Here is a 17,259-nt window from a genome sequence, read left to right as displayed (position 1 = left end):
GCCGGCCGTCGGCCGGGCTTGGTAGGGATGCGCGCCCGGCCATTGGCCTGTGGTTCTGATAGGTAAAGCGTTACTTCTTGTTGCCGCCGCCCAGCAGACCGCCGAGGAGGTTCGTCACCGGCGAGAGCAGGTTGCCGGCGCCGCCCGCGGCACCGCCGTTCGAGCTACCGGTCAGGCCACCCACCACGGTGCCGCCGCCAGCCGGCGTCGTGACCGAGCCGGCCGCACCGCCGGGGCTGGCCGTGCCGCCCGCGCCCGCACCGCCTGCCGACGTCGTCAGCGCACCCGCCACCGTGCCGACCGGGCCGCTCGTCAGCAGGCCGCCGAGGGTGCCCGTCACGTTGCCGCCGGGCGTCGTGACCGTGCCGGTGAGGCTGGCGCCGAGCGGCGTCAGCGAGTTGACGAGGTTGGTGACCGGCGCCAGCAGGCCGCCGATACCCGCGCCACCGGTGCCGCTGGTGCCGCCGGTGCCACTCGTTCCGCCGGTACCGCTCGTGCCGCTCGTGCCGCTCGAACCGAGGCCGCCGAGCGCACCCGTCAGCGAGCCGAGCAGGCCCGTGACCGGTCCGAGCGGGCCGCCGCTGCTCGTGCCGCTGGTGCCGCTGGTTCCGCCCGAACCGCTCGAGCTGCCGCCGCCCAGGCCGCCTGTCAGCGTGCCGAGCAGGCCCGTGATCGGGGCGAGCGGGTTGCTGCCGCCCGTGCCGCTGCTGGAACTGCCCGCGTTGTTGTCGTGGACGAGACCGCCGGTGGACGTCACGGTGTTGCCGAGCTGTGCCACGACGCCGCCGAGACCGGCGCCGACCGGGTTGTCGGTTGCGCCGCCGACCTTCGTGCCGGCGCTTGCGAGGCCGTTGCCGAGCGCGCTCAGCAGGCCGTTGAGCGGCGTGCCGAGCAGCGTCACGCCGCCGAGCGTCTGCGTGGCGCCCGGCGTCGAGACACCGCCGGTCAGCGTGTTCGTGATCGGGTTGATCACCTTGCCGACCTGCGTCTCGAGCTGCTGGACCGGCGAGCTGTTCAGCGCCGTGTTGAGGCCCGACGCGGTCGAATTGACGGCGCCGCCGACGGTGTTGACGAGATCGCCGACGAGCGTCGTGACCGGCGACAGCGGCGACAGCGGGCCGGAGCCGAGGCTCTTCACCGCGTTGCCGAGGTTGTTGACCGCGCCGCCGGTGCCGGTCAGCAGGCCGGTGGTCGACGTCAGCGTCGGTCCGAGCGGGTTGGCCGACACGCCGATCGAGCCGAGGCCGGCCGCGACGCCATTGCCGAGCGCCTGCACGCCGTTGCCGAGGCTCGTGACCGCGTTGCCGACGCTGGTGGCCGTCGTCGGGTTCGTGCCCGGGATCTGCACGCCGCCGATCTGGCCGCCGCCGTTCGCGACCGTCGTGCCGACTGCCGTCACGAGGTTGCCGGATTTCTGGAGGACATTGCCGAGAGGGGTGACGCCGGTGCCCGAGGTGCCTGACGTGCCCGAGGTGCCCGAGGTGCCTGACGTGCCCGAGGTGCCCGAGGTGCCTGACGTACCGGAGGTGCCTGACGTACCGGAAGTGCCTGACGTACCGGAAGTGCCTGACGTACCGGAAGTGCCCGACGTACCGGAAGTGCCCGACGTACCGGAGGTGCCCGACGTGCCGGAAGTGCCCGACGTACCGGAGGTGCCTGACGTACCGGAAGTGCCTGACGTACCGGAAGTGCCCGACGTACCGGAGGTGCCTGACGTACCGGAAGTGCCTGACGTACCGGAAGTGCCCGACGTACCGGAGGTGCCTGACGTACCGGAAGTACCCGAAGTACCGGAAGTGCCTGACGTACCCGACGTGCCGGAAGTGCCCGACGTACCGGAAGTGCCCGACGTACCGGAAGTACCCGAAGTACCCGAAGTACCCGAAGTACCCGAAGTACCCGAAGTACCCGAAGTACCCGAAGTACCCGAAGTACCCGACGTACCGGAAGTGCCCGAGGTACCGGAAGTGCCCGAGGTACCGGAAGTGCCCGACGTACCGGAGGTGCCCGACGTGCCGGAAGTACCCGACGTACCGGAGGTGCCCGACGTGCCGGAAGTGCCCGACGTACCGGAAGTGCCTGACGTACCGGAAGTGCCTGACGTACCCGACGTGCCAGACGTACCAGACGTACCGGAGGTGCCAGACGTGCCGGAGGTGCCCGAGGTACCAGAAGTAGTCCCCGACGTACCGGAAGATCCCGAGGTCCCCGAAGAACCAGATGTACCGGAAGAACCCGACGTCCCCGAAGTCCCCGAGCTGCCGCCCGTCCCTGACGTGCTCGGCTTGATCGTCGGCGGCGTCGTCGGTCCATCGACCGAGCCGCAACCATAGAGTGCGAGCAGCGACGAGACGGCCATCGTTACCGTCGTCTTCTTGAAGAATGTGTGCATGTTGGCCTCGACATTGGAAGTGTGTCCAAGCCTCCTCTGCAAATTTCGCGCCATGACAGTTGTCCCGAAACGGTGTCGCGCTTTATTGCAGGAATCGGGAATATCGGCGCGATTTAAACGGAGTTGCGGTGGTTTCGCGCGGCGGGCACGCAGGGTGCGCCGGCGCGGCGGTTGCGATGTTCCCGCAAGCCGCCGTAACGCGCGGCGCGATGTTACGTAGCGTTCGATATCGCGTGACGCGGGCGGCCGCGAACCGAGGGCCGCATCTTTGACGAAACGCGCCGGCCCGATGAACATGACGCGACTCCCCGGCTGCCGACGCCGCCGCAGCCGCCACGACCCCACCGAGGACACGGACATGAGCGAACAGGACAGGGAATACGGCAAGGCGCGACGCATCGACGTGATGGGCGAGGCGTTCGTCGAGCGCGCGATGCGCGACCTCGACGGTTTTTCGCGCCCGCTGCAGGACTGGCTGAACGAGCACGCGTGGGGCAGCACGTGGCAGCGGGGCGGGATCGACCTGAAGACGCGCAGCCTGTGCACGTGCGCGATGCTGGCGGCGCTTGGCCGCAGCACGGAACTGAAGGGTCACATTCGCGGCGCGCTCAACAACGGCGCGAGCCTCGTCGAAATCCGCGAGGTGTTGCTGCACAGCGCGCTGTACGCGGGCGCACCGGCTGCGGTCGAGGCGTTCCGCAGCGCACGGGAAGTGATATCGGATCTCGGGCTGCGGGTGCCCGACGACGAAACCTGATTCCGCGCCGGCGGCACGGACTCAGGCCCGGTGACGCGGTTGCGGCTTACGCGATGCGTGTCGCCGGCGCGGCAGCCTCGGCCGGTGCGGCGGCGACTTCGAGCAGCCAGTCGGCCGTTGCATCCGGCATCGTGACCGGCAGCATGTGCCCGCCCTCGACAACCTTCAGCCGTACGCGCGCCGATTTTTTCGCGAGCGCTTCGCCGTGCTCGCGCCAGTTCAGGATCGGATCGGCGCGGCCGTACAGCACGTCGACCGGCAGCGCGAGGTCCGGGTAGCGGCGCTCCATCGCGGGCAGGTCGAGCGGTGCCGACAGCAGGTCGGTCGCAGTCGCGTAGAACACGTGCGGGCGCATCCCGAGCAGTCCACCCCCCTTGACCGGAAAGTCGCGCGGCACGTCTTCCGGCGCGAACACCTGGCGCACCGCCTTGCGGCCGGTCAGGATCGTCAGCGGAATCGCGAAGGTCCACGACACGAAGCGGCGCACCAGCGGCGAGGGCAGCATCAGCGGCTTGAACGGCGCCGGCGGCTCGCTTTGCTCGTGCGATAGCGGCGCGATCAGCGCGAGCCGGCTCACGCGGTCCGCATGATTGAGGCCGACCGCGAGCGCGATCGCGCCGCCGAGCGAATGGCCGACGAGCACCGGCTTGTCGAGCTGCAGCGCATCGATGAACGCGGCGACCGTGCGGGCCTGCGCGAACACGTTCGCCTGCGAGCCCGCGCCGCGGAGCGAGCGGCCGGCGCCCGGACGGTCGATGAGGATCACGCGATGCTGCTGCGCGAGCCGCGCGAGCGGCAGGTACGCGAAATTGCGCAGTTGCCCCGCGAGCCCGTGGACGAACACGAGCGGCGGGCCGTTGCCGTATTCGACGTAGTGGATGCGGTCGCCGCCGATATCGACGAAGCGGCCTTCGGGCGGAAACGCGCGCGTCACGCGGCGGCCCACGTAACCGGTAAACAGCGCGAGCGCGGCGAGCACCGCGACGACGCCGAGCAGCACGTTCTGGATCAGATGGAGCGTAGGGGTCATGTCGGCCTCAACGGGTTTCGAGTGCGGGTTCGGCAACCGGCGTCGTGGCGGCCGGGCCGGCTTTCGCGCGGCGTTCGAACCGCATCGCCGAATCGGCGAGTCCGCTGAACTTCAGCGATGCGAGATCGAGCACGTAGTTCTGGTGGAACTTCCACGGCTTGCCATGCCCCTGTTTCGGCAGGATGCCTGCCGCGCGCTGGATGTAGCCCGAGCTCAGGTTGACGGCCGGCACGTTGCCGAGATCGCCGGGGCCGAGCCGCGGCACGCAAGTGTCGTAACCGTTCGCGCGCATGTGGTTGAGCAGCCGGCACACGTAGCGCGCGATCAGCTCGGCCTTCAGCGTCCACGACGCATTCGTGTAGCCGAACGATGACGCAAGGTTCGGCACGTCGCTGTACATCATCCCCTTGTACGACACGGTATCCGGCAGGTTGACCGCGCGGCCGTCGACGGTGACGCGCGCGCCGCCGAGCATCTTCACCTTCAGCCCGGTCGCGGTGACGATCACGTCCGCGTCGAGCTGCTGGCCGCTTTTCAGCTTGAGGCCGGTCGGCGTGAAGCGCTCGATCTCGTCGGTGACGATCGACGCGCGGCCCGCGCGGATCGACTTGAACAGGTCGCCGTTCGGCACGAGGCACACGCGCTGGTCCCAAGGCATGTAGCGCGGCGTCAGGTGCTTCGCGACGTCGAAGCCGGGGCCGACCTGCTTGCTGGCCGCGCGGATGATGAACTGCTTCGTCCGGTCGGGTTTGCGGCGCGACACGTTGTACAGGTACATCGTCAGCAGTACGTTCTTCACGCGCACGAGCCGGTGGGCGAGCCGCGACGGCAGCACGCGGCGCAGCGCGTTCGCGATCCTGTCGCGGGCGGGCAGCGACACGATGTAGGTCGGCGAGCGCTGCAGCATCGTCACGTGCTGCGCATCGGCCGCCATCGACGGCACGAGCGTGACGGCCGTCGCGCCGCTGCCGATCACGACCACGCGCCGGTTCGCGTACGACAGGTCCTTCGGCCAGTGTTGCGGATGAACGAGCGTGCCCTCGAACGTGTCCATGCCGGCCCAGTCGGGCAGGTAGCCGGCGTCGTAGTCGTAGTACCCGCTGCACATGAACAGGAAGCGGCAGGTGTACACGAGCGTGTCGGTCGCGCCGTTCCGCGTGCGCTCGATGCGTACCGTCCAGCGCGCGCGGTTCGAGTCCCAGTCGGCCGCGACCACTTTCTGGCCGTAGCGGATCGTCTTGTCGATGCCGTACGCGCGTGCGGTGTCGCGGATGTAGTCGAGGATCGTCTGGCCGTCCGAGATCGCCTTGTCGCTGTGCCACGGGCGGAAGCTGTAGCCGAGCGTGAACATGTCGGAATCCGAACGGACGCCCGGATAGCGGAACAGGTCCCACGTGCCGCCGATCGCGTCGCGCGCCTCGACGATGGCCACGCTGGCATGCGGGCAGCGCTGCTTCAGGTGATAGGCCGCGCCGATGCCGGACAGGCCGGCGCCGACGATCAGCACGTCGAGGTCGTTACTGTCGCCGCGGGCGTCGGGGGCGGGCGGCGCGTCGCGCCGGTCGGTCGTCGTCGAGGTCATGCGGGATCCTTGGTCGGCGTGGTCGGGAGCGCGGCCGGGGCGTGCGCGCGTTCGAGGTTGCGAGTGCGGGCGCGGCGTACGTGGCGCAGCATCAGCCACTGGTAACCGGCGCCGAGCAGGCGCGCGATCCGGTCGAGCCGGCGCGCGTCGGCGCCGACGAGTACGCGGCGCGCATTGCGCTCGACACCCGCGAGGATCTGCCGTGCTGCGTCGTCGGCCGTCGTCGCGTTGATCAGGCGGTTCGCCTGGCGGCGATGGGTCGCTTCGTCCTGGCCCGTGAGTGCGTGGATGCTGGTGTCGACGCGGCCCGCATCGACGATGTTCGTCGCGACGCCGCCCGGATGCACGCAGGTCGCGCTCACCGGCGCGCCGTCGAGTTCGAGCTCCATCCGCAGCGCCTCGGTGAAGCCGCGCACCGCGAACTTGGTCGCGTTGTACGCGCTTTGGGTGGGCATCGCGACGAGGCCGAACAGGCTCGACGTGTTGACGACGTGCCCGTCGCCCGACGCGCGCAGGTGCGGCAGGAACGCCTGGGTGCCGTGCACGACGCCCCAGAAGTTGATGCCGACGATCCATTCGAGATCGGCGATGCGCGCGGTCTCGGCGCTGGCGGCCAGCGACACGCCCGCGTTGTTGAAGACCAGGTTGACCTTGCCGTGCTCGGCGCGCACGAAATCGGCCCACGCGAACACCGCATCGCGGTCGGACACGTCGAGCCGCCGCTTGCTCACGCGCACGCCGTGCCGTGCGCAGGCGGCCGCCGTGCCGGCGAGGCCGGTTTCGTTGACGTCGGCGAGCGCAACCTCGCAGCCGCGCCGCGCGAGCTCGACCGCGAGGCTGCGGCCCATGCCCGAACCGGCGCCCGTGATCGCGGCGACCTTGCCGGAAAACCCGTTCATCCGTTGCTCCTCCCGTTCCGCTTGCGCTGCACCGACGGCGCATCTAATGTGGTGTTGTTCGTCACCACTTTAGTTTTCGGGTGTCCTGATGTCAAATAGCGGAATGGAGAAAGCACTCGAAACAAAAAAAAGGGGCCGGTCGTATGGCGGCGTGGCGCCCGAGGTGCGGGCCGCGGAGCGGCGCGACGCACTGATCCGCGCGGCAACGCGCGTGTTCGGCACGGTCGGGTTCCGCAAAGCGACCGTGCGGTCGATTTGCCAGGAAGCGAAGCTGAACGATCGCTACTTCTATGCGGCGTTCGACAGCACCGAGGATTTGCTGCGCTGCACCTACCTGCATCACGCGCAGCAGTTGCACGACGCGGTCGCGCGCGCGGTGGCCGAGCGCGGCGGCGATCTGCACGAGAGCGTCGAGGCGGGGCTTGCCGCGTTCTTCGCGTTCCTGCGCGACCCGTGCGCGGCGCGCGTGCTGCTGCTCGAGGTGATGGGCGTGAGCGCGGACACCGACATGACCTACCAGCGCATGCTGATCGACTTCGGCAAGCTGATCATGGCGATCGGCGCGCCGCGCGAAGCGGCGACGCCCGCGGAGCGCACCGAACAACGGCTGGTCGGGCTCGCGCTCGTCGGCGCGATGACGAACGTCGGCGCGGCGTGGCTGCTCACCGAGTATCGCGATCCCGAGGCGCAGATGATCGCGAGTTGCAGGAAGGTGCTGCTGGGGACGCTGCGGGAGATCGGCTGACCGGAAGAGATTGCCGGTTGAAAATGAAGCATTCGCGGCACGCGCCCCGAACGCCGTGTCGATTTCTTGCTCGATTTAATCGCCTGTTGCGTAAATAAAAATCCGGAGATTTTGGGCGAAAACTATTTTCAATAGGCTGTCATTTTTCTCGGTTTCGATTCCGGGTGGCAGTGGGCTGATCGAAACAATGTGGCGAAACAAAAAAAGCGGCGCAATGCGAAATTGGGTTCGCATTGCGCCGGTCGTGGCGCGAAAATATTCGCGCCCCAGGCACGCTTGATCGCAAACCCGTATAGCCGCTGCGGGTCCGGCAGTTGCCATCCCAGTACCATTCGGTCGTCGCGCCGCCGCAGGTTGCATACACGCGGATGTGGATCGTGCGTCCGACCAGCCGGCATGTTGCGGATACGTTGTCGCCCGTCTGGTTGAACGCGCCCGTGTACCGGTTCCGGCCGTCGCGGCAGCGCTCGGTGATCTGGTTGCCGTTGTCCACCTAGACGCGGATCAACGGCGTGGTCCCCCATGAAATCACGGCGGATTGCATTTCAGACTTCTCGATTGAATAAAGCGAGGAATTGAAGCATTTCGGTAAACGCAAATCAGCGTATTGCTGGGAACAAGATTAGTAGAAAATCAGGAAAGGCAAAGAGCGATTTTCATAAAAATAAAGGGCGTATTCATTCCGAATGAGAAGGCCCGGAGAAAGGAAACTGGAGGTGGATTAAAGCGCATCGATCGCCGGCGATCGTGCAGGGTGACGCCGGCAGTCCGGCATCGACCGCGCGTGGGCTTCACTCATGTCGCGCGCACCGGCGCTGCCGCCGTCTCCCCGATCCTCGCCTTCATCGCATCGACGAACGCCCGCACCTTCGGCGAAGGCAGCCGCGTCGACGGATACACCGCATGAATCCCGGCCGGCGCCGAGCGCCACGCGGGCAGCAGTCGCACGAGCCGGCCGGCCGCGACGTCGTCGGCGGTCGAGAAATCCGTCAGCAACCCGAAGCCGCCGCCCGCGAGCACGATCGCGCGGCACGCGGTGGCGGTGTTCGACACGACCTGCGCGGCACAGCGCACGGAAGCGGCGCCGCCGTTCGCGTCTTCGAGTTCGACGGTATGCGGGCGCGGCAGCGTCGACAGCATCACGAACGGCAGCGCGGCGAGCGCATCCGGATCGTGCGGCCGCCCGTGGCGCGCGACGAACGCGGGGCTCGCGACCAGCCATTTCTCGTACGTGCCGAGCTGCACCGCCCGATAGTTCGAATCGGCGAGGCGGCCGATGCGGATCGCGACGTCGAGGTTGTCCGCGACGAGATCGACCACGCGGTCGTTCGCGACGAGTTCGACGTCGAGCCCCGGATGCCGGTCGCGCAAGGCGACGACGGCAGGCGCGACCACCAGCGCGCCGTAGTCGATCGGCACGCTCACGCGCAGCGTACCGCGCAGCGGCCCCGCGTCGGACGACACCGCGTCGAGCGCGCTTTCGGCGGCGCGCACGATGTCGCGGCACGCGTCGTAGAACGCCCGCCCCGCGTCGGTCACGCTCAGCCGCCGCGTCGTGCGCACCAGCAGGTTCGCGCCCACCTCGGATTCGAGGCGCTGCATGTGCGTGCTGACGACCGTCTTCGCCAGGCCGAGCCGCTCGGCAGCGGCTGTCAGCGAGCCGGCGTCGACCACCGCGACGAAGATCGCCAGCCGGTTCAGGTTCACGTCGCGCAGATCGGCCATCGTCGATTGTCCTATGAAAGAGGATAATGTTTCCACGATTATCCGTCTTCTGGTGATGAACCGCGAGCGCTACGCTGCAGTTGTTCGTCGCCGATCCCCGGCGGCGCGAGATTCCGGAGTGCTTCCATGTCTGCTGCCCGCCAGCCCGCCTCGCCGATCCGCGTCTATTCGTTCCTGCTGTCCGGGCACGCCCATCGCGTCCGGTTGTTCCTGTCGCTGCTCGGCCTGCCGTCCGAGACGGTCGAAGTCGATCTCGCGGCCGGCGCGCAGCGCGAACCGGCATTCCTCGCGGTCAATCCGCTCGGGCAGGTGCCCGTGATCGACGATGGCGGCACGGTGATCGCCGATTCGAATGCGATTCTCGTCTACCTCGCGAAGCGCTATGGCGACGCGCACTGGTTGCCTGACGACCCGGCCGGCGCGGCAGTCGTGCAGCGCTGGCTGTCGTATGCGGCCGGGCCGATCGCATCGGGGCCGGCCGCCGCGCGGCTCGTGACCGTGTTCGGCGCGAAGCTCGACCACGAGGCCGCCAAGCGCACGGCCGCGAAGGTGCTCGACGTGATCGACCGCGAGCTGGCCGGCAAGCCGTTCGCGGCCGGCGCGCAGCCGACGATCGCCGATATCGCCGCGTATTCGTACATCGCGCACGCGCCGGAGGGCGGCGTGACGCTCGAGCCGTATCCGCACGTGCGTGCGTGGCTGGCGCGCATCGAGGCGCTGCCGGGCTTCGTCGCCATGCCGACGACGCGCGTGGGCCTGCTCGCCGCGTAACGCCCGCCGAAGCCGGGCCTGAACAGGGAGAACGTGATGAACACCCCGACCGCCGTCGTACCGGGCTGGGAACTCGATGCCGCGCCGTTTCACGCGGGCGAGCTCGCCGTGCAGCAGCGCGCGGGCGTGACGGAGGCTGCCGGTTCGGCCGGCCGGCGCGGGATCCGGCGCTTCATGCCGGATCAGCACCGGACGTTTTTCGCGCAGTTGCCGTTCTTCGTGCTCGGCGGCGTCGACGCGAACGGTCAGCCGTGGGCGACGCTGCGGGCCGGCGCGCCGGGGTTCGTGACGTCGCCCGACGCGCGCACGCTGCGCATCGCGGCGCGCGCGCTGCCGGGCGATCCGCTGACCGGCGCGTGGCAGCCGGGCGCGCCGCTCGGCGGGCTCGGCATCGAATTCGCTACGCGGCGGCGCAATCGCGTCAACGGCGTCGTGCGCGCGGTCGACGGCGATGCGTTGACGATCACGGTCGAGCAGAGCTTCGGCAACTGCGCGAAGTACATCCAGGGCCGCAAGCCGACGTTCGTCGCACGGGAAGTCGATAGGTCCGCCGGGCCCCGCGTGTCGGACGCGCTGAACGATGCGGATCGTGCGCTGCTGGCGCAGGCCGATACGTTTTTCGTCGCGAGCGCGAACACGTCGGCGGACGCGGGCGCCGCGCGCGGCGCGGACGTGTCGCATCGCGGCGGGATGCCGGGCTTCGTGCGCGTCGACGATGCGCGCACGCTGACGACGCCGGATTTCAGCGGCAACCGCTTCTTCAACACGCTCGGCAACCTGCAGCACGATCCGCGTGCCGGGCTGCTGTTCGTCGATTTCGACAACGGCGACCTGCTGTATGTGGCAGCGCATGCCGAGATCGTGTGGGATGGGCCGCTTGTTGCGTCGTTCGACGGCGCGCAGCGGGTCGTGCGGTTCCATGTCCGGGAAGTGCGGCGCATGCGCGCGGTGCTGCCGTTCCGGTGGTCGGCGGTCGAGCGTGCGCTGCAGTTCGCCGCAATGGCGGCGGGCGCGGGCGCAAGCGCAAGCGCAAGCGCAGCTGCGGGGGCGGGGGTGGTGTCGTCCACATCCACACCTGCACCTGCATCGGCAACGGTACCTGCATCAGCACCTGCATCAGCACCTGCATCAGCACCTGCACCTGCACCTGCACCGGCATCGGCATCGGCATCGGCACCGACACCGACACCGACACCGACACCGACACCGACACCGACACCGGCGAGCGCCTCGTCACCCGCATGGCGGCCGCTGCGCATCGCGAAGATCGTCGACGAAGCGCGTGCGATCCGTTCGTTCCATTTCGAACCGGCGGACGGCGGCGCGTTGCCTGCCTACGAAGCCGGGCAGCACCTGACGCTGCGCGTCGCGCTGCCGGGCTGCGATGCGCCGGCGATTCGCAGCTACACGCTCTCCGATGCAGCGGGCGGTGCGCATTACCGGATCACCGTGAAGCGCGAAGGGCGCGTATCGGCGTGGCTGCACGATCACGCGCAGGCGGGCATGACGCTCGACGCGCAGATGCCGCGCGGCCGCTTCTCGTTCGATCTCGCGAGCCCGCGCCCGGCCGTGTTCGTGTCGGCCGGTATCGGCATCACGCCGATGATCGCGATGCTGCGCCGCGCGCTGGCCGACGATCAACCGTCGCGCCGCGTGGTGTTCGTACACGGCGCGCGCGAGCCGGACGATCGACCGTTCGCCGAGGCGCTGGCACGCGTCGCGGCCGCCGATGGACGATTGTCGCTCCACTGGTTCGACAGTCATCCTCACGAAGGCTCGGCGGCACATGCCGGCCGCATCGACATCGATCGACTGAAGCGGATCCTTTCGTTCGACGATTACGATTTCTACCTCTGCGGACCGTCGGCGTTCATGCGCGATTTGTACGACGGCCTGCGCGCGCTGAACGTGCCCGACGAACGCATCCGTTTCGAGGCATTCGGGCCGTCGAGCGTGGCACGCAGCGCGACCCGCGCGTCTGCAGCGCCCGCGGTGGCGAGCGTGCCGGTCGTATTCCGGCGCACGGGCCGCGAAGCCGCGTGGACGTCCGCCGACGGCACCTTGCTCGAATTCGCGGAGGGGCAGCGCGTGGACGTGCCGTCCGAATGCCGCTCCGGGTCGTGCGGCACATGCGCGACGCGCGTGCTGTCCGGGGCGGTCGGCTACGAGCAGGCCCCCGATGCGCCGGTTGAACCCGGTTGCGCGCTGCTGTGCATTGCGCGGCCCGAACAAGGGACGGAACCGCTCGTGCTCGACCGCTGATGCACCCTGCGACATGCCGCCGCAGACGGCCTGCTGCGCGAAAAGCGCGCACAACTGCTTCTTTTTTCGGATGCCGGTCGGATCGACGATAGCGTCAACCGATAGATGAAAGGAGCGCAATCATGAAACTGCTCGGCATGATCCGACTGGTCCTGTGGAGTTTCTTCGGCGTACGCAACAGCAAGGCGCACGCGACGGATCTCGCGAACGCGAACTTCACGCTGCTGCCGTTCGTGGCGATCCTCCTCGCGCTGCTCGTTGGCGCGGTCATCTACGGCGTCGTGCACCTGGTCGTCGATCCGACGGTGACGATGCAGGGGTTCTGAGTGGCCGGTCGCCGGATCGCGAGCGGGCAATCGCGCCCGCTCCGAATGGCGGCCGCATGACCGGCGCGCCACTGCGCCGGTTTTCGAGACTGCCGCGCACGACGCCAGTCACGCGCACATCGGCGCCGTCGTCGCGCCGCACGAATCGCGCTTTCCCGATTTCCGCGTTCGCCGCCTCCCGTTTCGCCCGATTCCAGGGCGGCCAGCCCCGCCCGGGGTAAAATGCGCGCCGCGCCGCGATGTCGCGCGCGACGGGCACGCCGCCGTTCCATCGAACGGTGCGCGCAAGCGCGTCGCACCCGCACCGAGGCGTTCGAAGCGTCCCTCCGCATGACAAGGCCGCGCGATGCAGCCGGCCACCCGACACGCCCCCGACGAACCCGTCGACGGCTGCGTCGGTGCCCGGTGCGTCACCTGAATCCGATGTTCCATCCCGCGTCGTCCCGACCGAGCGGCCCGCTTGCGCGCCGCATCGTCCGGTTCGTCTGATGAATATCGAGCCGACCCATGCGTGCGGCTGAAGGGCGGGGTCCGGTCGCGGGCACGCTTCGAAGCTTCGTAACAGGTTTCGACAGGTCGAGTGGCGAGTTTTCCATCCAGAACAATGACGGTGAATAGAACAACAGCGTCGCCCGCACGGCGGCGGCGCGCGAAGATCGGGCTTGGCGTCGGTCTCGGCATCACGCTTTTCGCGGCGCAGGCCGCCGCGGCGCAGGGCGATGCGCCGGCGCCGGACGCCGAGGCAGCCGGCAGCGCGACGCTGCCGACGATCACGGTGAGCGGCGAGCGCGGCAATGCGCTGCGCGCACGCAACGCATCGGTCGCGGGGCTCGACGACACGCCGCTGCGCGACACGCCGGCGTCGGTGAGCGTCGTCACGCGCGCGCAGCTCGACGACCAGCAGGCAAAGCGGTTGAGCGACGTCGTGCGCAACGACGCGTCGGTCGTCAACGACTATGCGCCGGTCGGCTATTTCGAAGGCTTCGCGATCCGCGGCTTTCCGGTCGACCTCGCGAGCGCGATCCGGATCGACGGGCTGACGGTATCCGGCGAGCAGAACGTGCCGCTCGAGAACAAGGAGCGCGTCGAGATCCTGAAGGGGCTCGCCGGCATCGACAGCGGCGTCGTCGCGCCGGGTGGCGTGATCAACTTCGTGACGAAGCGCTCGGCCAATGTCGCGAGCGTGACGGGTGGCGTCGACAGCCGCGGTTCGACGTCGGCGGCCGTCGATCTCGGCCGCCGCTTCGGCCCCGACAACCAGTTCGGCTTCCGGATCAATGCCGCGAAGGAGAACATGCACTCGTACGTCGACGGCACGAACGGGCGGCGCACGTTCGGCTCGATTGCCGCCGACTGGGACATCAGCCCGCGTGCGAGCCTGCAGCTCAACGCCGAATTCCAGCAGTGGATCCAGCGTTCCGCGCCCGGCTACCAGTTGCTCGGCGGCACCGTCGTGCCGTCGGTCAACACGACGTCGAAGGCGCTCGGCACGCAGCCGTGGGCGAAACCGGTGACGACCGACGCGCTGAACCTGAATGCGCGCTTCGACTACCAGTTCGACGACGACTGGAAGGCCTACATTGCCGCCGGCCGCAGCCGCACGATGATCGACGACAACAGCGCGTTCCCGTACGGCTGCTCGTATGCGGCGAGTTGCACGGCCGGTGCGACGTCGCCGTTCTTCTTCGGCGCGAACGGCGACTACGACGTGTACGACTTCCGCAGCCCCGGCGAATATCGCCGCAACGACGATCTGCGCGCGGTCACGACGGGCAAGTTCGCGACAGGCCCGCTGCGACACGAGCTGACGCTCGGCGTGAGCGTGCAGCGCCGCGTCGTGAGCATGGCCGACGCCGTGTACGACTACGTCGGCAGCGAGAACATCTACGGGCCCGACACGACGTTTTCGCCGTCGCCGAATTCGCCGGGGCCATCGTATACGCACCTCGATGCGTGGCAGTACGGCGTGTTCGGGCTCGACCGCATCAGCCTCGGCGAACACTGGCAGGTGCTCGCGGGCGGCAAGGAAGTGCTGCTGCGCCAGCGTAGCTGGAGCAGCCTCGACGGCGACGCGACGCATACCGACCGCTCGGTGTTCCTGCCGCAGGTCGCGCTCGTCTACAAGCCGGTGAACGTGCTGTCGCTGTACGCGTCGTACAGCAAGGCGCTGTCGCTCGGCGACCAGGCGCCGGTGCGCGCGACCAACGCGTATGCGTTCCTGCCGCCCGTCGAATCGCACCAGGTCGAAGTCGGCGCGAAATACGACTGGCTCGACCGGCTGAGCCTCACGGCCGCCGTGTTCTCGATCAGCAAGCCGTTCCAGTTCGCCGATCCGGACGCATCGGGCACGAGCTATACGTTCGTGCAGCGCGGCACCCAGCGGCACCAGGGGATCGAACTCGGCGCGGCCGGGCGCGTGACCGAGCGCCTGGGCCTGACGGCCAGCGTCGCGGCGATTCGCGCGCGTGCATACGATTCCGGGTCGCCGGCGTACGAAGGACACCAGATCATCAACGTACCGGCGCTGCGCGCGTCGCTGTATGCGGACTATGCGGTGCCCGGCGTCGCGGGGCTGAACGTGCTCGGCGGCGTCGAGTACAGCGCGGCCCGCAACGCGAACGAGGAAGGCACCGCGCGCGTGCCGTCGTGGTTCGTGTTCAATCTCGGCGCGCGCTATACGACGAAGATCGGCGGCCATCGCACGGTGTTGCGCGTGTCGGTGGACAATCTGTTCAACAAGTTCTACTGGCGCGACGCGGGCGAGCAGCAGGGCGATGCGTACCTGTTCCCGGGTGCGCCGCGCACCGCGCGCGTATCGTTGACCTATGATTTCTGACCGTCCGGAACCGGCCGCTAACCTGGAGAGCACAGACGATGTCCCCACTTGAAATCGCCGGCGTGATCGTCAGCGCGCTCGCGATCTGGCTGACCGCGAAGCGGCGCATGCTGTGCTGGCCGGTCGGGCTCGTGTCGGTCGCGCTGTACGGCTGGATCTTCTTCGACGCGAAGCTGTACTCGGACATGCTGCTGCAGGGTGCGTTCGCGGTGCTGCAGGTGTACGGCTGGCAGCGCTGGCTCGCGCAGCGTGCAAGCGAGGCCGACGGCAATGCGGCACCGGCCGGCGACGTGGCGCCCGTCACGGGCGTGCGGCCGATGCAGATGCTGCCCGACCTGATCGCGGCCATCGTCGGCAGCGCGCTGCTCGGCGGCATGATGGCGCGCTGGACCGATGCGGCGCTGCCGTTCGTCGATGCATCGCTGACCGCGTTCAGCCTCGTCGCGCAATACTGGACCGCGCGGCGCTACATTGCGTCGTGGGGGCTGTGGATCGTCGTGAACGTCGTGTACGTCGGGATGTTCGTGTTCAAGGAACTGTATCTGACGGCCGGACTCTATGCGCTGTTCATCGGGCTGGCCGTCGTCGGCTGGCGCGACTGGAACCGCACGGCCGCGGCGCTGCGCGCGGCGGCCGGCGGCGCGCTGGCAACAGGCGGCGGCGCGCGCTGATCCACGCGCCGATTCGGATTCAACTACGGAGCAACGTCGTTCATGTCATTCCCACTCGAGCCGGACGGATCCCTGCCGCGCGACGTCGCGCCGCCGCAATTCGGCGTCGACGGCGTGCAGGCCGAACGCGACTGGCCGCTGATGACGCACGACGAGGTGGCGGCGGTGCTCGCGCGGATCGACGGCGCCGGCGAGCCGGCGCGGCTCACATGGCACAGCCCGCGGCAGTTCGCGGCGGCCGTCCTGGTGCAGATGACGGACGGCCGCGGGCTGTTCGTCAAGCGTCATCACGTGAGCCTGCGCGATGTCGAAGGGCTCGAGGAAGAGCATCGCTTCATCGCGCATCTGCGCGAACGCGGGATGCCCGTGGTCGACATTCTCGCGGATCGCGACGGCGCGACCGCATTCGCGTCCGGCGAGTGGACCTACGAGGTGCACGTGCGGGCGCCCGGCGTCGACCCGTATCGCGGCGTGATGTCGTGGCAGCCGTTCACGCATGCTTCGCACGCGTACGCGGCCGGCCGAGCACTGGCCGAGCTGCATCGCGCGTCGGCCGGCTACGATGCGCCGGCGCGGCCCGTGCGGACCTTGCTGTCGAGCTTTCGCGTGCTGTTGTCCGCCGATCTGGCGGGCGCGCTCGAACGCTGGGTCGACGCGCAGCCGCTGCTCGTGCGCGCGCTTGGCGCGCGCGACTGGCGCGGCGACGTGGCCGACGCGATCGGCCCGTATCATGCGCGCCTCGTGCCGCTGCTGCCTGCGCTGCCGCCGCTGTGGACACACGGCGACTGGCACGCGTCGAACCTGCTGTGGACCGAAGCGGGGCCCGGCGCGCAGGTGCGGACCGTGCTCGATTTCGGACTGTCGGATCGCACCTGCGCGGTGATGGACCTTGCGCTCGCGATCGAGCGCAACACGGTCGACTGGATGGCGCCGGCCGACGCGCGCCGCGTCGAGTACGCGCAGATCGACGCGCTGCTCGACGGGTACGAATCGCTCGAACCGCTGGGAGACGAAGCCTACGCGGCGCTGGTCGCACTGCTGCCGATCGTGCACACGGAGTTCGCGCTGTCGGAGGTCGCTTATTTCGGTTGCATCATCGATGCGCCGGCCATCGTCGACATCGCGTACGACGGTTATCTGATCGGGCACGCGCGCTGGTTCGGCGAACGCGACGGACGGCAACTGCTCGACTGGCTCGTGCAGCGCCGGCGCGCGAAGCACGGGATCGTTTGAGTCTTGAGAGCGCCCTGATAGCTTCACCCG

14 protein-coding genes are annotated in these 17,259 nt (G+C 68.8%); 8 read left to right on the top strand and 6 right to left on the bottom strand.

Annotated features, from left to right (window positions below; all coding sequences use genetic code 11):
* Positions 1 to 70: 70 nt before the first annotated feature.
* Positions 71 to 2,392: a collagen-like triple helix repeat-containing protein gene (locus LGN17_RS36830; RefSeq protein ID WP_226195249.1), complete on the bottom strand. Its 2,322-nt coding sequence runs from the start codon at positions 2,390 to 2,392 to the stop codon at positions 71 to 73.
* 358 nt (positions 2,393 to 2,750) lie between these two features.
* Between LGN17_RS36830 and LGN17_RS04065 the strand changes: the two genes are divergently transcribed.
* On the top strand, positions 2,751 to 3,149 hold the full coding sequence (locus LGN17_RS04065; protein ID WP_226195248.1) for a carboxymuconolactone decarboxylase family protein: 399 nt from the start codon (positions 2,751 to 2,753) through the stop codon (positions 3,147 to 3,149).
* Between the two features lie 46 nt (positions 3,150 to 3,195).
* Here the strand turns inward: LGN17_RS04065 and LGN17_RS04060 are convergent, their stop codons facing one another.
* Genes LGN17_RS04060 through LGN17_RS04050 form a run of 3 tightly spaced genes read right to left on the bottom strand, consistent with a single transcriptional unit; the run spans position 3,196 to position 6,660 of the window.
* Positions 3,196 to 4,179 (bottom strand): alpha/beta fold hydrolase, encoded by a 984-nt coding sequence (locus LGN17_RS04060; RefSeq protein ID WP_226195247.1) that lies wholly within the window; start codon positions 4,177 to 4,179, stop codon positions 3,196 to 3,198.
* A gap of 7 nt (positions 4,180 to 4,186) precedes the next feature.
* Positions 4,187 to 5,761 (bottom strand): flavin-containing monooxygenase, encoded by a 1,575-nt coding sequence (locus LGN17_RS04055; protein ID WP_226195246.1) that lies wholly within the window; start codon positions 5,759 to 5,761, stop codon positions 4,187 to 4,189.
* Complete coding sequence (locus LGN17_RS04050) at positions 5,758 to 6,660, bottom strand: SDR family NAD(P)-dependent oxidoreductase (protein WP_226195245.1); 903 nt, start codon at positions 6,658 to 6,660, stop codon at positions 5,758 to 5,760. The genes LGN17_RS04055 and LGN17_RS04050 overlap by 4 nt, the downstream gene beginning before the upstream one ends.
* Positions 6,661 to 6,763: 103 nt before the next feature.
* Between LGN17_RS04050 and LGN17_RS04045 the strand changes: the two genes are divergently transcribed.
* Positions 6,764 to 7,405 carry a TetR/AcrR family transcriptional regulator gene (locus LGN17_RS04045; protein WP_226195244.1) on the top strand — a complete coding sequence of 214 codons (642 nt, stop codon included), beginning with the start codon at positions 6,764 to 6,766 and terminating at the stop codon, positions 7,403 to 7,405.
* 139 nt (positions 7,406 to 7,544) lie between these two features.
* Here the strand turns inward: LGN17_RS04045 and LGN17_RS04040 are convergent, their stop codons facing one another.
* Positions 7,545 to 7,898, bottom strand: a complete 354-nt coding sequence (locus tag LGN17_RS04040) for a hypothetical protein (protein WP_226195243.1) — start codon at positions 7,896 to 7,898, stop codon at positions 7,545 to 7,547.
* 302 nt (positions 7,899 to 8,200) lie between these two features.
* The gene (locus LGN17_RS04035; protein WP_226195242.1) at positions 8,201 to 9,130 is read right to left on the bottom strand and encodes a LysR family transcriptional regulator; all 930 of its coding nucleotides are present in this window, start codon (positions 9,128 to 9,130) and stop codon (positions 8,201 to 8,203) included.
* Positions 9,131 to 9,256: 126 nt separating this feature from the next.
* On the opposite strand from LGN17_RS04035, the gene LGN17_RS04030 reads away from it, so the two are divergent.
* From LGN17_RS04030 to LGN17_RS04005, 6 genes are all read left to right on the top strand, one after another.
* The gene (locus LGN17_RS04030; RefSeq protein WP_175952260.1) at positions 9,257 to 9,901 is read left to right on the top strand and encodes a glutathione S-transferase family protein; all 645 of its coding nucleotides are present in this window, start codon (positions 9,257 to 9,259) and stop codon (positions 9,899 to 9,901) included.
* Positions 9,902 to 9,937: 36 nt separating this feature from the next.
* Complete coding sequence (locus LGN17_RS04025) at positions 9,938 to 12,163, top strand: pyridoxamine 5'-phosphate oxidase family protein (RefSeq protein WP_226195241.1); 2,226 nt, start codon at positions 9,938 to 9,940, stop codon at positions 12,161 to 12,163.
* Between the two features lie 122 nt (positions 12,164 to 12,285).
* Complete coding sequence (locus LGN17_RS04020) at positions 12,286 to 12,489, top strand: DUF2970 domain-containing protein (RefSeq protein ID WP_175952258.1); 204 nt, start codon at positions 12,286 to 12,288, stop codon at positions 12,487 to 12,489.
* A 604-nt stretch (positions 12,490 to 13,093) separates the two neighbouring features.
* Positions 13,094 to 15,325, top strand: a complete 2,232-nt coding sequence (locus LGN17_RS04015) for a TonB-dependent siderophore receptor (protein WP_226195240.1) — start codon at positions 13,094 to 13,096, stop codon at positions 15,323 to 15,325.
* Positions 15,326 to 15,363: 38 nt separating this feature from the next.
* Positions 15,364 to 15,996 carry a nicotinamide riboside transporter PnuC gene (gene pnuC, locus LGN17_RS04010; protein WP_226195239.1) on the top strand — a complete coding sequence of 211 codons (633 nt, stop codon included), beginning with the start codon at positions 15,364 to 15,366 and terminating at the stop codon, positions 15,994 to 15,996.
* Positions 15,997 to 16,038: 42 nt separating this feature from the next.
* Entirely contained in the window at positions 16,039 to 17,229 is a 1,191-nt protein-coding gene (locus LGN17_RS04005; protein ID WP_226195238.1) for a phosphotransferase enzyme family protein, read from the top strand.
* Positions 17,230 to 17,259: the final 30 nt, after the last annotated feature.

The sequence above is a fragment of the Burkholderia sp. AU30280 genome (genome assembly GCF_020420125.1).
Lineage (GTDB): Bacteria > Pseudomonadota > Gammaproteobacteria > Burkholderiales > Burkholderiaceae > Burkholderia.
The sequence above is the reverse complement of the archived record's forward strand: the minus strand, read 5'-3'. Positions and strand labels throughout refer to the sequence as shown.

Coding starts and splice junctions, on each gene's coding strand:
- LGN17_RS04050 (WP_226195245.1), bottom strand. CDS start 6,660: ATGAACGGGTTTTCCGGCAAGGTCGCCGCGATCACGGGCGCCGGTTCG.
- LGN17_RS04025 (WP_226195241.1), top strand. CDS start 9,938: ATGAACACCCCGACCGCCGTCGTACCGGGCTGGGAACTCGATGCCGCG.
- LGN17_RS04020 (WP_175952258.1), top strand. CDS start 12,286: ATGAAACTGCTCGGCATGATCCGACTGGTCCTGTGGAGTTTCTTCGGC.
- LGN17_RS04015 (WP_226195240.1), top strand. CDS start 13,094: ATGACGGTGAATAGAACAACAGCGTCGCCCGCACGGCGGCGGCGCGCG.
- LGN17_RS04030 (WP_175952260.1), top strand. CDS start 9,257: ATGTCTGCTGCCCGCCAGCCCGCCTCGCCGATCCGCGTCTATTCGTTC.
- pnuC (WP_226195239.1), top strand. CDS start 15,364: ATGTCCCCACTTGAAATCGCCGGCGTGATCGTCAGCGCGCTCGCGATC.
- LGN17_RS04005 (WP_226195238.1), top strand. CDS start 16,039: ATGTCATTCCCACTCGAGCCGGACGGATCCCTGCCGCGCGACGTCGCG.
- LGN17_RS04065 (WP_226195248.1), top strand. CDS start 2,751: ATGAGCGAACAGGACAGGGAATACGGCAAGGCGCGACGCATCGACGTG.
- LGN17_RS04060 (WP_226195247.1), bottom strand. CDS start 4,179: ATGACCCCTACGCTCCATCTGATCCAGAACGTGCTGCTCGGCGTCGTC.
- LGN17_RS04045 (WP_226195244.1), top strand. CDS start 6,764: ATGGAGAAAGCACTCGAAACAAAAAAAAGGGGCCGGTCGTATGGCGGC.
- LGN17_RS36830 (WP_226195249.1), bottom strand. CDS start 2,392: ATGCACACATTCTTCAAGAAGACGACGGTAACGATGGCCGTCTCGTCG.
- LGN17_RS04055 (WP_226195246.1), bottom strand. CDS start 5,761: ATGACCTCGACGACGACCGACCGGCGCGACGCGCCGCCCGCCCCCGAC.
- LGN17_RS04035 (WP_226195242.1), bottom strand. CDS start 9,130: ATGGCCGATCTGCGCGACGTGAACCTGAACCGGCTGGCGATCTTCGTC.